This window comes from Pedobacter nototheniae, from assembly GCF_004335085.1.
Lineage (GTDB): Bacteria > Bacteroidota > Bacteroidia > Sphingobacteriales > Sphingobacteriaceae > Pedobacter > Pedobacter nototheniae.
Genome location: NZ_RQRS01000012.1, coordinates 46121 through 62981 on the forward strand (window position 1 = coordinate 46121; position 16861 = coordinate 62981).

A 16861-nucleotide genomic window follows, 5' to 3' on the forward strand; every position below is an offset into this window, starting at 1 on the left:
AAAGAATTTATGAAGACAATCAATAAAATAATCAGCTATACATTAATAGGATCACTTAGCACATTGTTTTTTTCTTGCAAGAAAAACTTTAATGAAGTAAATACAGATCCGATAGGTAAATCAAGTGTTAATGCAAACCAACTGTTAGCACCAGCACTAGTAAATATATTAAATGCTAATATGGTACGTAACCGTAACTTTAACAATGAGTTAATGCAGGTTACAGTTGATATTAGTGATGCAGAAGGCAAGGTATTTAGGTACGATGTTAGATCTACATGGGCTGATTATACCTGGAATACCTGGTACCCGGAGTTAACCAACTTACGTGATATTTATACAATTGCAAATAAGCCCGAATCATTAAACGCATCATACAAAGGGATTTCTTTAATTACTCAAGCATGGGTTTTTCAGCTGTTAACAGATGTTTACGGTGATGTACCTTATTTTGATGCAAATAAAGGTAAAGAAGGAATTTATGAACCAGCATTTGATAAGCAGAAGGATATTTATTTAGATCTGTTTACCAAATTGGAAGAGGCAAATAAATTACTTGCAGAAGGAAAAACCATTATTTCAACCAGTGATCCTGTTTATCAGGGAGATATAAGTAAATGGCGCAGGTTAGGTAACTCTTTGTATTTGAGGTTGCTACTTCGGGTTGCTACAAAGGCGGAAGTAAGTACTCAGGTTATTGCCAAAATAAAAGAAATAGCCGATACCAATACGGCTAACTATCCTATAATGGAAAACAATAGCCATACTGCAAAAATACTATGGAATGGAACCAATAGCAGTACAGCAGCATTTTCTTCTCCATTTATGATTAATGTACGAGCTGTAGATTTTAGAACCCCTGCAATAACAGATTTTTTTATTGGAAATTTAGCCATCTGGGCCGATCCAAGGGTTAATCCAGCGTTTGGCAAAAACAATGTTAGCAGATTTGGAATAGCACCTGGTCCGGCAGGATTAATTGGTGTACCGAGCGGTTATGATTCAGGAACTTCTATAATTAAGCAATCTTATTTTTATTCTGATGCCCAAAATGCAGGTGTAACCTTACAAACCGATGCAAATACAGGCATTATTATGAATTGTGCTGAAGTAGATTTTATTTTAGCTGAAGCGGCAGCCCGAGGCTGGATAAATGGTACTGGCGAAACTTATTATCTAAAAGGAATTGCCGATGCAGTAAATTATTGGCTGCCAGATAGGTTTACGAGTGTCACAGATCCTGCACTTATAAGTTATGTTAATGCCGCAGATATTACCTGGAATAATAATTTTCCGTTGGATAACCTAACTCCAGGTACTGCTAGTAAATTACAATTGATACACCTGCAAAAGTATTACGCGATGTTTCTTGTCGATTTTCAGCAATGGATAGAGTACCGAAGAACAAAACATCCATTCTTACCAAAGGGAACTGGCCTTGCAAACGGCGGCAAAATGCCAGCAAGATTAAATTATCCTATTGTAACCCAATCAACAAATCCAACAAGCTATAAAAATGCAGTTGCATCACAAGGTACAGATGGAATTAATACACTTGTTTGGTGGCAAAAACCTTAATCAAAAATCGGATGAAAAAGATAATATTTTATATCAGTACATTAATCATCATGTGCAGCATTTGGATGGGCTGCAAACGTGATACAGATTATATTGGAATTACAGTTAGTCCTTATATTTCTAATTTTGACCTTCGTAAATTGTTTAAAAACGCCGATTTACCACTTAATACAACAAATTTAGCAGGCGCTAATTCAATTAGGGGTTTAGTAATTTCTAACCAGGCAAGTGGGAATATTCCTAGCGGTTTATTGATTATTCAAAATAGTAGAATAACTGGAAACGGAATCGATTCTATAAGAGGGATTGCCATAAATATTGGTGCAGAAGCCGCTAAATATGTACCAGGAGACTCTGTACATGTGAAAATTGATGGTGCTACTTTAAAGAGGGTTGATGGTACTTTACAGATTGTTGGTGTTGTTGGTAATGATGTAAAAAAAATGGCATCAGGCCGTGCCTTAAAAGTACAAGCCGCAAATATGACCAATGTTTTAACAAGACCTGATTTTTATGAAAGCACACTTGTAACAATTAGTAAGGCGGTATTAGAACCCGAACCTGCAAAAGGTGAAACTTTTGCAGGCAATAAAACAGTTAATGATGGTTTTGGAAAGGGAATAATTCATACCGAAACTACAGCTGATTTTGCCAACCAAGAATTAGTAACAAGCGCAAACTTTACAGGGATCATTTTCAGAACAAAGGACGGAGTTCAACTTTGGCCAAGAATTTTCGATGATGTATTTCCACTTCCACTAATAAAGCCATCAGCACTGGTAATTACGGGCTATTTAACAGATCCTAGTGGTTCTGATGCCAATTATGAATACATTCAATTTAAAGCAACAAAAGACATTGATTTTGCTGAAACGAGTTATTCAGTCGTTGTTTGTAATAATGCAGGCATTTTAACTGCACCAGCAACTGGCTGGGCACTTGGAGGTATTAGAACTTATAAATTTAATATAACTTCTGGTACGGTTAAAAAAGGCCAGTTTTGTTATCTGGGCGGTAATAAAAACATTTGGGGTTCAGGCTCAACTAACATTAGCTCTGCAGTTTGGATCAGTAGCACTCAATATTCCAATGCAAATAGTGTTGATTTTGGAACAGCCACATCCAACTTACTTGCCAATAGTGGAAACGTAGCTGGTATTGCCATATTCGCGGGTACAGTTGTTAATGAAAATTCAATTCCGCTGGATGTAATTATGTATGGTGGTAATGGTGTAATATATGCTTCCGGACCGCCTGAAGTAGGTTATAGAATTACCAATACAGACAATTATAACACTATAAATCCTTTGACTAGAAAAACACAGGGATTTTATGGTGGCGGTACAAATACAATAAAGTTCGCTTTTCCAGCTACAGGAAATTTCACCATGCTTGGTGGTGTTTATGACGCTGCTACAGGCATTTGGAGCACCGGACGAACGGCTAAAAGTATCGTTTTAACGGCAACATCACCCTTAACAACTATTGAAGAACCAACAGGTTTCACAACAATTAAAAACTAATATTTATCATTAAAAAACAAGCCAAAGATTAGCAATAATCAGCGGCTTGTTTTCAATTAGAACCTTATGAACAGAAGATCGTTTATTCAGAAAACAAGCTTGTTGACTACAAGCTTATTTATTAGTTTAAAATCATTTCCAGCATCGTTATTAGCTGATAATAGAACAGTAACAGGTAAAGTAACCAGCAAAGGAAAAGCTGTTGCTGGTGTTGTTATTTCTGATGGTTATAGCGTTGTACAAACTGATAAACAGGGTAATTACCAAATTGAACTTGATGATTTAGCTCGTTTCGTTTGGATTAGCACACCTGCTGGCTATGAATTTAAAACAGAAAGTAGCATTGCCCGTCACTATTTTAAACCTGATACAGCTGGCAAACTTAATTTCGAACTTAAACCACTGAAGCAAAAAGATGATAAACATAATTTCATCATTTGGGCAGATCCACAGGTAAAGAACAAAAAAGATGTACAGCAAATGATGGAAACTTCTGTACCTGATACCCTAAAAGTGGTTCAAAACATGGGAAACACACCAGTTCATGGAATTGGAGTTGGTGATTTAGTTTGGGATAACTTCGAACTTTTTCCAGCTTATGATGAAGCCATATCTAAAATTGGAATCCCATTTTTTCAAGCTATAGGAAATCACGATCAGGATTACAGACAAGGGGGAGACGAAACATCCGATAGAACTTTTCAGGCACATTATGGTCCAACTTATTACTCTTTTAATAGGGGTAAAGCACATTATGTTGTTTTGGATGATGTTCGTTATTTAGGTACTGAGCGAGATTATGATGGCTTTATCACCCAAACTCAGTTAAATTGGCTAGCTAAAGATTTAGCTCTGGTTCCGAAAGATGCGCTATTAATTATTTGTCTCCATATTCCGGTGCACAACCAAGTTAAAAACAATGAGGACTTTTACGCCGTACTTAAAGATTTTAAAAATATTCACATCATGTCGGGGCACACACATTACAACAAAAACATGATAAGAGATCATATCTATGAGCATAATCATGGCACTGTTTGCGGTGGCTGGTGGACTGGCCCGATTTGCGAGGACGGTACGCCGAGGGGTTATGGTGTTTATGAGGTAGATGGAACCAAATTAAAATGGTATTATAAATCGACTGGTAGAGATAGAAAAGAACAGCTAGATATTTACGTGGATACATTAACCAATCAAAAACGTTTAATTGCAAATGTTTGGAATTACGATCCAGAGTGGAAGGTAGAATATTTTTTAGATGGAAAACCGATGGGAGCAATGTTGCAACAGGATGGTTTTGATCCTTTGGCTGTGAAGCTTTACAAAGGAGATAAGCTCCCTCAACCACGTGCATTTGTTGAACCAAGATCAACAGATCATTTGTTTATAGCGCATTTTGAGCCTTCAATTAAAAAAATTAAGGTAGTTGCTACAGACCGTTTTGGAGAAAAATTTGAGGCAGAAATAAATAATAACTGATTTTCATATTTATGAGTTTTTACACTATGCCAAACAGAAATCAGGATAACAACAAAAAGATAAGATATTAAACATAACTTCAACAATATCAAGCAAAAACAATTAAAAAAAATAATTATGAAATTAGGAGTATCGGTTTTTTTATTCATTTCTGCATCTTTATGTTCTATGGAAACATTTAGTCAGGCAACATTTCCGGCATTTAGTGCCGAAGCACATCGCGGAGGCAGAGGTTTAATGCCCGAAAATACCATTCAAGCTATGCAAAACGCAATGAAAATTGAAGGTATTACCACTTTAGAAATGGATACACACATTACAAAAGATGGCAAAGTAGTAGTAACACACGATGATTATTTAAGTCCTGGATTTATGCTTACGCCCGAAGGAAAAGAAATTCCGGCAGGTGACGCTAAAAAATATCCTGTTTTTCAAATGGATTATTCAACGTTAAAACAATTTGATTTAGGAACTAAACCACTTGCAGGATTTCCAAATCAGCAAAAAATTAAAAGCTATATTCCGTTGTTAGCTGATTTAATTGATGCTGTTCAAAAGGATATTAAAGTAAATAAAAGGAAACAATTCTTTTATAATATTGAAACTAAATGTGCACCGCAAGGCGACGGTATCACCAATCCGGAACCAGCAGTTTTTGTTAAATTGTTGATGGAAGTTTTAGAAAAAAAGAAGATTTTGCCTTATGTAATTATCCAATCTTTTGATAAACGCACTATCCAGTTAATTCACGAAAAATATCCAAATGTGAGAACATCTTTTTTAGTTGCTAACAAAAAAACTTACGAAGAAAATATAGCCGATTTAGGTTATAAACCCTTTATTTTAAGTCCGGAGTGGAGAATGGTTAATGCAGAGTTGGTGGAGAAAGCACACGCTGATGGCGTAAAAGTTTTACCATGGACAGCCAATACAATCGAAGATATGAAACGCTTAAGAAGCCTAAATGTAGATGGAATTATTTCTGATTATCCTGATCTTTTAGTTCAATCTAAATAGTTTAAAACTGAATATTTTCTCCTGCAGATATAATATTTTGCTTATCAATAACATTAAGCCTTGGCACATAGCCGAGGCTTTTTAGCTTTGAATATTGTAGAATAAACCTTTGATTTTCTGGATTTTCATCCCCATTAAAAATAATTCCCTTAATTTTTATTCCATACTGATTAAGCAGGTTTACAGATAATAAAGTATGATTAATGCTTCCAAGATAATTTTGCGAGACCAAAATTACTTCCACATTTAACTTTTTAATTAAATCTATAATTAATTCACTTTCATTAAGTGGAACCATTAAACCACCGGCACCTTCAATAATTAAGCTGTTTTCGGTATGTGGTATAATAATATTTTCGAGATCAATTTCTAAACCATCAAGTGCGGCAGATAAATGTGGCGATAATGGTTGAGTTAGCTGATAGCTTTCTGGATAAATAATGGTCTTTGCATTGCTTATTAAACTTTTTACAGTTAAACTATCGCTATTTTCCAAATCTCCAGATTGTATCGGTTTCCAGTAATCTGCTTTTAATTTCTCCGTTAAAATGGCACTTATTAAAGTTTTGCCAATTCCAGTTCCTATTCCGGTAATAAAATATTTAGCCATTAATGTTTTTTAAATGATTGGTTAAATCAATAATTTCTTCGTCGCTATTAAAAGTATGTAAACAAATCCTCAAACGTTCCTTTCCTTTTGGTACGGTAGGACTTAAGATTGCACGTACATCAAAATTATTTTGTTGTAATTTTAAAGCTGCTGCTTTTGTTTTTTCATTTGAAGAGAATATAATTCCCTGGATTGGGCTAATGCTATCCATCGAAATTATGCCTTTTTTTACTATTTGAGATCTAAATAAATTAATTTTTTGATGAATAAGTCGATCATCGCTTTGCTGTAATAATTTATAAGCACATTTTACAGCTACAATAGAATGGATTGGTGCAGCGGTTGTATAAATAAAGGATCTAGCAAAATTTATTAGATAATTTCTTAAACTTTGGCTTCCTAAAACTATTGCTCCATGCGTGCCTAGAGCTTTACCAAATGTTATAATCCTGGCAAAAACTTGATTAGTGAGATTTAATTGATTTACTAAACCTCTGCCATTTAGCCCGAAAACACCCGTTGCATGTGCTTCATCAACTATTAAATTTGCTTCATATTTTCTGCAAAGCGAGGCAATTTCCACCAAAGGCGAAATATCCCCATCCATAGAATAAACACTTTCTACTACAACAAAAATATTTCCTTTAGCCAATTTAAGTTTGACTTCAAGATCATTCAAATCATTATGAACAAATTTATAACGTGTGGCATGCGTTAATCTGCAGCCATCAATAATACTGGCATGAATAAGCTCATCTGTAATAATTGTATCGCCACGTTGCGGTACACTTGCTAATAGTCCGATATTGGCATCGTATCCAGAATTAAAAATCAAGCCATTTTCTGCACAATGAAAATTTGCAATATACTGTTCCGTTTCTTCTATATAATCTGTATTTCCACTAAGAAGGCGAGAGCCACCAGATCCATTTTTATAATCTGTTAAGGTTTTTAATTCAGTATTTATAGCCTCTTTTAAAACCGTTGATTGAGCAAAACCGATATAATCATTAGAACAAAAATCAAATGGAGGAGATGATGTTCTTAAAATCCTGATAGAATAATCTTCAACTCTTTGCTGAAGTTTCACACTTAGAAATTGTTCAATTTTATTCATCATTCAAAAATAACGAAAGCTGAAGAATAAAGCAGTTATTTGTTTGCGTGTATGCAATAAATTAATAATTATACCTTTATAAGTATTTAAAAGCCATAATATTCAAAATTATGAAAGAGAATAAATACGATGATGAAGCTTTCTTTAACCAATATAATCAAATGTCGCGTTCAGTAAAAGGACTGAGCGGAGCAGGAGAATGGCATGAGTTAAAGAAAATGCTTCCTGATTTTAAGAATAAAAAAGTGCTTGATTTAGGTTGCGGCTTTGGCTGGCACTGTAAATATGCTGCGAATCATGGCGCATCGCAAATATTGGGAATAGATTTATCTGAAAATATGCTTAAAAAAGCAATGCAAGTTAGTAATGCCCCCAGTATTAATTACCAATGTATTGCTATTGAGGATTATACATTCCCAGCTGAGACTTTTGATGTGGTGATTAGCTCTTTAGCTTTTCATTATTTGAAATCCTTTGACGATATAAGTTTAAAAATCTATAAAAGCCTTGTTGCAAATGGAACATTTATATTTTCTGTGGAGCATCCTATATTTACAGCAAGCGGTAAACAAGATTGGTATTATGATGATAATGGAAATATTTTGCATTGGGCAGTAGATAGATATTTTACTGAAGGTATTCGTAAAACATCTTTTTTAGGAGAAGAAGTCATTAAATATCACAGAACTTTAACCACTTATATTGCTAGTTTATTGAAAGCAGGGTTCGAAATTATAGATTTAGTAGAGCCACAGCCAAATGAAGAAAGTTTAGAAACCATCCCGGCAATGAAAGATGAATTACGCCGTCCGATGTTTCTAATCGTATCAGCAAGAAAAAAATAGATCAAAAAAAAAGCGATTCCGTAAAAGAATCGCTTTTAAATATATGAATTAATTAACCTTGTGCTGGCGGATCTGAAACTACTGGTGGTTTTGGTTTTCTACCTTTACCATCTCTAGGTTTCATGTTTTTCATTTTCTCTTTAGCTTCTGCTCTAAAAGCATCCAATTTTGTTTTTTGATCTGCATTTAAAATTTGATCTAATTGTGCTTTTGAAGCATCCATTTCTGCCTTACGATCTTTCATCTTTCCCTTCATCGCATCTTTATTCGCACTGCGCCAAGCATCCATTTTCTTTGCTCTATCTAATTCTACTGCATAAACTTTGGTTTTCTGATCAGCAGTAAGACTTAACTTTTTATCCATTGCTGCAGTAGCTTTTTCAGCACGTTGCTCAGCAGTTAATTTAGATATTTTAGACATTGGCATATGATGCCTTCTGGTTGTGTCTTGTGCAAAAGCAGCAGTAAATCCCATCACTGCAATTGCTAATGTTAAAATCGTTCTTTTCATTTTCCTTAGTGTTTTTGTTTTAACTGATAGAGCAAAAAAAAATAAAACGGTTTAATCTACAAATGTTAAATTTTGTTAATTTCTGTTAAGTTGAGAAATTGACTTTTGCATTTGCGACATCATCTGTGTTAATGTTTCCATCGTAGGATCAGGTGCAGGCTCAGGCAAAGAAGTCGAAATATATGCCTTAGCTTTCCATATTTCCAAAATATCATCGGCAGCAATTGTATAGGGATCGTAAACTTTATTGTCAGAAATTAACTTTAAATCTTTATTCTCTTTAAAACGATTGCCGGCTCTTTTATATACAACACCCTCGTTTTTACTAATAACAATATAAGTTTCGCCAGTTTTAACTTCGTTCCAGTTATCTAAATATTCACCAATGATTAAACTGCCCGGTTGAACAGGCAACATACTATCACCCATAATTTCAAATGCACGAAAAGTGCCTTGACGTAAAGCGGGTATAGGCAATTGAAACTTCGGTAAATCACTAATGTATTGAGGGTCCGAAAAACCATTTAAATAACCAGCGCTGGCTTTAACAGGAACTAGTTCTATATTTTCATTATCGTTCTGATCTACAGAAATACTTAATACTCTTAAGTTAGAACCCGAACTTTTTGGCTTGGGTTTCCATGCGTCAGATATCTTTTCATTAATAAATTCATCGATTGTAAGATCAAAATATTCTGCTATTTTTTTTAGTAAATCATATTTTGGCTCCGCTCGATCTTCTTCATACGCTCCGATTAAAGATCTTTTAATTTCCATAATATCAGCAAATTGCTGCTGTGTATGGCCCTTTTTCTTTCTGAGGTACTTTAAATTATTTGAAATATTCGACATAAAAATAAATTTTAAAATAAATTTGGAATTACTAAAATAGTTAGTAATTTTATGCCAATAAAGTTAGTAATATTATTTTGAATTGCAAGAGCATATACTAATTAGTTTAGTTGAAATTTTTAACACCGTTATCACCGATACACATTTATTAGTGTAAAGTTCAATAACAATTAGAAACCATATAAAGGTTATGAAAAAGTTTGTTTACATCGTTACCGACAGAAACCGCACTAGTATGCACGTAGGCATGAGTTCTGATTTGATTAAAACATTGGATTTTTACAAGAAAATGCCCAATCTGTTTTTTGATAACGCACAGCAATTAACACGATTAGTTTATTTTGAAGAGTTTAAAACAGAGGCACAAGCTTTATCACGTTTCAAGTTAATTAGTCGCTTTACACGCATGCAAAAAGAGCGCCTAGTAAGATCTTGTAACCCAGATTGGATTGATTTAACCATTGGATTGGATTTTGAAAATATCCTTTTACACAGACCAGTTAATCAGGTTAAACTTGCATTTACCAGCTTATCTTAATAGTAGTTTTTAAGAAGTTTAGGCTAATTAGTTTTTTATTTTTTCTAAGAATACATTTTCTAAATCTTGAAGATTTTTGAAGTACTTATTTTTATCCATAAAAACCTTTGGGTTATAAGCATCTCCTGATTTACGCTTTTCATGGAGATCGAATTGACTTGCATGAGAAGTAACCCAGATGTCGAAATCGAGTTTTTTCATTGCTTTAAAAGTTTCCGCATAGTCATGTTGGATATTTGGATATGATGTTATTTCAGAGAATCTTTTATCAACAATTATAGAGGGCATATTAGCGATCAAAACTTTATAGGATGAGTTTTTATCTTTTGTATCAAATATAAAACTGCATGATCCTTTTGTATGCCCAGGGTGATGAAGCATGGTTAAAGTTGTGGTTCCTAACTTAACTTTATCATTATTTTTCAATAGAAAATCGGGGTTTAAAGGTTTGAAAGTAACGCCATATTTTCCCATTTCGTAATCAGATTTTCCACCCGTTTTAAGAACGTCTGCATCCGCTGCATCTACATAAAGTTTGGCGCCTGTTTCTTCTTTAATTTTCGCCATAGCACCCATATGATCGAAATGTGCCTGTGTTAAAAGCAAAATTTTGATTGATTTATAATCAAAACCCAAAGTTTTTATATTGGCTTTAATTATAGGAAGCGAATTAGCTAAGCCTGTATTTATTAATATATTACCTTTTTCTGTTACTATTAAATAAGAAGCTAAATCATAAGTACCTACATAATAAAGATTTCCTGCAATTCTAAAAGGTTCTGTAGCTTGAGACCATTCCTTTGGACTATTGGCTGGCTCTTTTACGGTTTGAGCAAATCCTAATATCCTAAATGAAAATAAAACAAGTAACAATATCTTTTTCATGTGTAATTTTATGCTAGCCTTATCTATTTCAAGTAAGGAATGATTATTAAAATAATTAGTTTTTACCAACCTGGCGCAAATGTTAAGCCAAATATACCACCTTTAACATCCTTACGTTGAAAAGGAATTGCATAATAAGGTTCTAAAACAAAGTAACCAAATACATTAACTCGTAATGATAAGCCTACGCTCATTTGAGGCACACGTTCTGTTGTGGTTTGATAAGTTACAGGTTTTCCATCTTTTATAACAGGATTGCCTTTTTCATCTAATGATATATGATCTATATAAGTAGGCGAGTTTTTAAATACAACCTTTGTATCGTTAGTCCACGCTAAACCTGCATCAAAGAAAAAGTTTAAATCCGTAAATAATAATTTTGAAGGAATAGCCGCAAGTTTTTTAGGTCCTGTAAATGGTAATCTGACTTCAAAATTAAACACCGCTATTTTGCTACCTGTTAATTGATTAATATCAAAAGTGCTTGATGAACTTTGGGTTGTATTTTTATAGATAGAATTAGCTTCATAGCCTCTAATTAAGTATGGATAACCTACATACATTGGATACAGTTGATCGGCATCCTTACCAATTCGTAAACTATTATAACTTCTTGCTGCAATGGTTATAGGTTTAATTCTCCAGTATTTTCGTACATCAACGTTAACACCGGCAAAATTATATGTGCCAAAATATTTCTCGCCACCAATTCTATATCTAAAACCATCTAAAGGAGCTGCCAATCCAAAAATTGAATTATCACCAACAAAGGTTGCGTTTAATTGATATAGTGTAAATGATTTAAAGGGGATGTCTAATTCTTTACTTGCATCATCATTTGAAACGCGTACTTTTTCCGAGCCGATGTAATTACCTGTTGCTACGCTATAGTATTTATTATAGCGATCAATGCGATAACCATAGTGTGAAAATGCTCCTCCAAGCTCAAATCTATGTTTTTTATTGAAAGGGTAGGCACCAAACAACTGAAATTGATCTTCAAATGTTCTAATAATATCCGTTCTATAATTTTCTGCAAGTGTTGTAGTACCATCATTTAATGGGACATTTTCAACTTTATAGGTGCTTAAACCTGATATATAAGGAATGTGTGAGATAGCGGCACCCCAATTAATCCTACTTTTTTGATTGATATACCCAACTAAACCACCAAAATCATAAATTTCTCCGTTGATAGATAGATTGGCTATAATTTGGTTTGTACCCAAAATATCGCTAAACATACCCATAATTCCCCCTTGTACGCCGGTTCCAAAACGACTGGTAGAAACGCCGATGCCACCGCTATTTGCTAGGTAGTCTAATCTAAATTTGGGTCTGTAGGGTACAGTTTTCATAGAATCTGTACCTAATTTTTCAAATCTATCGAAGTTAGAAAGGTTTGAATTAATAATATTTACACCTATATTTTCCATTGGCGGAAGAACTGCTGCATCAAAATTTTCTTCTTTATTGCCAATTCTTTTTGCTTTAAAACTATTCAACTTCGCGTTGTATAAAGTATAGCGCTGATAACGGTAATAACTGTAAACAATATCATCTGTTTGTGAAACCGAAATTGCTGGTGAAAACTCCGTTATTCCACTGATTCCAGTAAAATAATCCGTTAGTTGATCTACCGTGTTGTCTGCAAAATTGTATTTATATAAGTTCCTAAAACCATCTCTATTTGAGAGAAAGTAAATATTTTGGCTATTTGCGGAGAACTGCGCATTTAAATTATTAGCGCCAGGAAAAACGTTTAGATTGGTTACCGTTTTACTAGAAATATCATAAACAGCTAAATTTATTGGATTAACAGCTTCAATATTTTTGTTTTGAATAGCGGCACGATCCGATGAAAACACCAATTTTTTTCCATCAGGAGAATAACTAGGAGCATAATCAGAATACTCATCATTGGTAATTTGTGTAACCTGTTTGGTGTCTAAATTGTAAGAGAAAATATCACTTTGACCTTCTACCATTCCAGAAAAAGCAATATCTTTTCCGTTAGGAGACCACGTTAAGTTTCCAAATTGTTGCACTTGATCCATTGCTGTTTGTGAAACGGTATTTCCATTAGCTACGTCAATAATCATCATCTGATTTTTACCCTTACTGAAAATACTGAATGCAAACTGTTTGCTGTCTGGCGACCATGTACCTGCTGATTCTATAAAGTTAAAATCATCAATATGCCCATTGGAAATCTGACTACTTAATTTTCTAATAATCCGGCCTGTTTTTGCATCTGCAAGAAATAAATCGATGCCAAAAAGGTCTTTTTCCGACATAAATGCCAAATACTTCCCATCAGGACTTAGGGCAGGAGCCACGTTCATATTACCTGCATTTTTATTGTCGATAATTTTAGTTCCTGTTAGCTTAATTTGCGAACTATCAGCCTTTAACATTGGCTTATAATGCGCATCAATAGAGTTTTTCCATAGTCCGGATAAAGTTTTATCATCGTAACCAAAGGTGTATTTTATCGCATTTTCGTAACCATATTTAGCTGTGTTTTTAAATAAAGGAACAATTGTGGTATCGCCATATTGTGAGCCAATATAAGTCCAAAAGGCCTGTCCGTAACGATAAGGGAAATATTTATTAGAATTTGTAAGATCTTTTAATGATGGAATATCTCTGTTAAGCATGGCATCACGCATCCACATGGAGGTAAATGCGTCACGTTTTCCAATGGATAGATATTCGGCCATACCCTCAACCATCCATAATGGCGTTTGTCCAATATTTTCTAAACTAATAGAATCTTTTTCTAATAAAACATGATATTGAAAAGCGTGAACCAATTCGTGCCCTAAAACGTGTCTTGTTTGACTATTTAATTCCATAATCGGCATAATTACCCTGTTTTTTAAAGCTTCAGTAACACCACCGGTTCCAATGCCAATTTCTCCTTGCAGAGCCGTAGTCTGCTGGAAATCTGGATGGTTATTGTATAAAATAATCGGATTTTTCTTTAAAAAAGTATCACGAAATACCTCTTGATGCATTTTATACCAAGTTTCGGCATCTTGAGAAAATCTTTTTAATAAATTTTCATTTTTAAGGTAGTAGTAAATTTCAAAATGTGGAGTTTGTAAAACTTTGAAGTCAAGTTTTTTATATCTAACCTTATTTTGTCCAAAATATTGAGCCTTAACAGAGAAAGAAATAGTAAACAACAGCAAAATTGGAATGTATTGCCTAATAAAAGTAGAGCCTATCTTCATAGATATAGTTTATTAAAGATTTTTACAATCGTATTTAAGAAATTAAGATAAAAGTAGCAATTGTTTGAGGAGCAAAAAGAAATTTAACAATTAAGAGGGTTTGTAAGGGAAAAAACATCATTCTGAATTAATTCAAGGATTTACCCAAGTAGTAATAAATTCAGAATGATGTTAAGAGGAGAGAAGCTTAATTATTTTCTTTTTGTTTTTTCTCTCTTTCTTCCTGACGTTTTTTTCTTCTTAATTCACGTTCTTCCTTTTTAGTTAAAGGAGCAGTGGTTTCTGGCTGGTTTTGAACAGGCTCAGGTTTCTTTTCTTCCTTTTTAACTTCAGGTTCCTTACTAGTTGCTGGAGTTGTAGTTTCTTCTTCAACCACTGGAACATTAACATCAGTAGAATCTACCAAAACGCTATCCGTAGTTGTGGTATCGGCTACAATTCTAGGACTAGGACAGTTAATTGTACGGGTAATTGGAACAGTAGCTTTAGGAAATGCGCCATAAGTATAACCACTGGTTGGATCTAGGTATACTTTTTCCATAAATTTTGCAAAAATAGGAAGAGCTGTTCTCGAACCTTCGCCTTGTTCACCATTTTTAAAGTGTGCAGTTCTTTCATCACAACCTACCCAAACTCCGGTAACCAAATCTTTGGTCATCCCCATATACCAAGCGTCAACATAATCCGATGATGTACCTGTTTTACCTCCGATTTGATTGTTTTTCTTAAACAGATTTGGCCATTCCCATAAAGCTTGAGAAGTACCGCCCGGTTCTTCCATTCCGCCTCTAAACATATAAGTCATTAACCAGGCAATTTCTTCTGATAAAACTCTTTTTGTTTTAGGTTTAAAATCATCAATTAAGTTATCATCTAAATCAGTAATTTTTTCAACCAGAATAGGGTCGGTTTTAATTCCTTTATTTAAAAATGTACTATACGCCTTAACCATTTCGTAAACAGTTACATCATTTGAGCCTAAACTTACAGAAGGTACAGATTCAAGATGACTATCAATTCCACATTCGTGAGCCCATTTTACAACATTATCCCAGCCAACTTTTTCTGTTACCTGAGCTGTAATTGTATTTACTGATTTTGCCATTGCCCAACGCAAACTCATTTCACGATAACTAACACTGTAATCGGCGTTTTTAGGTTCCCAATATTTTGTTTCACCTTTATCCTGATAGGCAATTTTTACAGGCTTATCTGTAAATTTATCGCATGGGCTCATCCCTTGCTCTAACGCTGTTAAATATGCAAATGGCTTAAAGGTTGATCCTGCCTGACGTTTTGATTGATTTACGTGGTCATATTTAAAGAATTTATGGTCGATACCGCCAACCCAAACTTTAATTTTGCCAGTTGCAGGTTCCATGGTCATCATTCCCGTATTTAATATTTTTCCGTAATAACGAATAGAATCCATTGTCGAAAATAAAGTATCTTTATCGCCTTTGTAAGTAAAGATTTGCATCTTTTTCTTTTTGTTAAAATAGGCAGTTATTGAATCGGGCTGATTTGGAAATTTCTTTTGCAATAAACTATAAACTGGCAAATTTTTCATCGCACGTGCGGGATAATCAACCTTTTGCTTTTCAGAATCATACCATGGATCTTCATTACCCCAAACACTGTAAAATCTTCTTTGAAGTGTTTTCATCTGCTCTGCAACAGCTTCTTCGGCATATTTTTGCAGTTTAGAATCAATGGTTGTATAAATTTTTAAACCATCTTCATACAAATCATAACCATTATCATTTGCCCACTTTTCAAGATATTTAGAAACGGCAGCTCTTAAATAAGAATCGCCATCGCTTCCATCTTCCATTTTTCCTTCTTTAAGCTTAATTGGCTGTTTGGCAAGTTCTATAAGGCTATCTTTACTTAAAAATTTGTACTTATTCATCTGACTTAAAACGGTATTTCTACGCTCAAGTGCTTTTTCAGGGTTTTTGGTAGGATTATAAAGCGTTGTTCCTTTTAACATTCCAACCAGCAAGGCGGCATCATTAGTCGCTAATTCTTTCGCATCTTTATCAAAATAAATACGACTGGCAGTTTTTATCCCATAAGTATTGTTACCAAATGATACGGTATTTAAATACATGGTAATAATATCTTGCTTAGAATAATTAGATTCGAGCTTTACAGCGGTCATCCATTCTTTTAGTTTAGGAATTAAAGTTCTTAATATAGGAAGTTTTGAAAGCACTCCAGATGATTTATTATAACGTGTACGATACAAGTTTTTTGCCAACTGTTGCGTAATTGTACTGGCACCACCATCTTTTCCCATACCTACAACCGCACGCGCAACCGCCTGAATATCAATACCCCAGTGCTTGTAAAAACGAACATCTTCAGTTGCCACTAATGCATTTATTACACTTGGCGCAATTTCATTATAACTAACTGGTGTTCTGTTTTCTTTAAAATATCTTCCAATTAATTTTCCATCCGAAGTATATAATTCGGAACCTACACGTTGGCTGGGTGCTTTTATATCATGGTAGCTTGGAGAATAGCCAAATAACCATAAAAAGTTGAGTTGAAGGGCACAGAAGAAAATTATTATAAAAAAAATACCAATTATAGGATAACGTAAGTACTTGTTTTTTATCTCTTTAAACATATTGGGTGTGATGATCTGTTGGTTAATGC

At 34.1% G+C, this 16861-nt stretch carries 13 protein-coding genes; 6 read left to right on the plus strand and 7 right to left on the minus strand.

Features of this window, described 5'->3' with window-relative positions:
• Window positions 1-9: 9 nt before the first annotated feature.
• The 4 genes from EHC72_RS11980 (at window position 10) to EHC72_RS11995 (ending at window position 5597) form a co-directional block, all read left to right on the plus strand.
• Entirely contained in the window at window positions 10-1578 is a 1569-nt protein-coding gene (locus EHC72_RS11980; protein ID WP_131537936.1) for a SusD/RagB family nutrient-binding outer membrane lipoprotein, read from the plus strand.
• Between the two features lie 11 nt (window positions 1579-1589).
• A complete protein-coding gene (locus tag EHC72_RS11985; RefSeq protein ID WP_131537937.1) occupies window positions 1590-3101 on the plus strand; it encodes a DUF5689 domain-containing protein in 1512 nt (503 codons plus the stop codon).
• 66 nt (window positions 3102-3167) lie between these two features.
• On the plus strand, window positions 3168-4580 hold the full coding sequence (locus EHC72_RS11990) for a calcineurin-like phosphoesterase C-terminal domain-containing protein (RefSeq protein ID WP_131537938.1): 1413 nt from the start codon (window positions 3168-3170) through the stop codon (window positions 4578-4580).
• A gap of 117 nt (window positions 4581-4697) precedes the next feature.
• Window positions 4698-5597, plus strand: a complete 900-nt coding sequence (locus tag EHC72_RS11995) for a glycerophosphodiester phosphodiesterase family protein (RefSeq protein WP_131537939.1) — start codon at window positions 4698-4700, stop codon at window positions 5595-5597.
• Between the two features lies 1 nt (window position 5598).
• On the opposite strand, the gene bioD is transcribed toward EHC72_RS11995, so the two are convergent.
• Window positions 5599-6207 (minus strand): dethiobiotin synthase, encoded by a 609-nt coding sequence (gene bioD, locus EHC72_RS12000; RefSeq protein ID WP_131537940.1) that lies wholly within the window; start codon window positions 6205-6207, stop codon window positions 5599-5601.
• Window positions 6200-7327, minus strand: coding sequence for an aminotransferase class I/II-fold pyridoxal phosphate-dependent enzyme (locus EHC72_RS12005; protein WP_246029422.1), 1128 nt, complete (start codon window positions 7325-7327; stop codon window positions 6200-6202). Before EHC72_RS12005 ends, bioD begins: the two co-directional genes overlap by 8 nt.
• Window positions 7328-7434: 107 nt before the next feature.
• Here EHC72_RS12005 and EHC72_RS12010 point away from each other — a divergent pair, with 107 nt between their 5' ends.
• Window positions 7435-8169 (plus strand): class I SAM-dependent methyltransferase, encoded by a 735-nt coding sequence (locus EHC72_RS12010; protein ID WP_131537941.1) that lies wholly within the window; start codon window positions 7435-7437, stop codon window positions 8167-8169.
• 52 nt (window positions 8170-8221) lie between these two features.
• Here EHC72_RS12010 and EHC72_RS12015 read toward each other — a convergent pair whose 3' ends face one another.
• Window positions 8222-8680, minus strand: a complete 459-nt coding sequence (locus EHC72_RS12015; protein WP_131537942.1) for a hypothetical protein — start codon at window positions 8678-8680, stop codon at window positions 8222-8224.
• 75 nt (window positions 8681-8755) lie between these two features.
• Window positions 8756-9532, minus strand: a complete 777-nt coding sequence (locus tag EHC72_RS12020) for an XRE family transcriptional regulator (protein ID WP_131537943.1) — start codon at window positions 9530-9532, stop codon at window positions 8756-8758.
• 190 nt (window positions 9533-9722) lie between these two features.
• On the opposite strand from EHC72_RS12020, the gene EHC72_RS12025 reads away from it, so the two are divergent.
• Entirely contained in the window at window positions 9723-10070 is a 348-nt protein-coding gene (locus tag EHC72_RS12025; RefSeq protein WP_131537944.1) for a GIY-YIG nuclease family protein, read from the plus strand.
• A gap of 27 nt (window positions 10071-10097) precedes the next feature.
• On the opposite strand, the gene blaB3PEDO is transcribed toward EHC72_RS12025, so the two are convergent.
• From blaB3PEDO to EHC72_RS12040, 3 genes are all read right to left on the minus strand, one after another.
• The gene (gene blaB3PEDO / locus EHC72_RS12030; RefSeq protein WP_131537945.1) at window positions 10098-10955 is read right to left on the minus strand and encodes a PEDO-2 family subclass B3 metallo-beta-lactamase; all 858 of its coding nucleotides are present in this window, start codon (window positions 10953-10955) and stop codon (window positions 10098-10100) included.
• Between the two features lie 62 nt (window positions 10956-11017).
• The gene (locus tag EHC72_RS12035) at window positions 11018-14194 is read right to left on the minus strand and encodes a peptidase MA family metallohydrolase (protein WP_131537946.1); all 3177 of its coding nucleotides are present in this window, start codon (window positions 14192-14194) and stop codon (window positions 11018-11020) included.
• A 187-nt stretch (window positions 14195-14381) separates the two neighbouring features.
• Entirely contained in the window at window positions 14382-16832 is a 2451-nt protein-coding gene (locus EHC72_RS12040; protein ID WP_131537947.1) for a transglycosylase domain-containing protein, read from the minus strand.
• Window positions 16833-16861 lie beyond the last annotated feature (29 nt).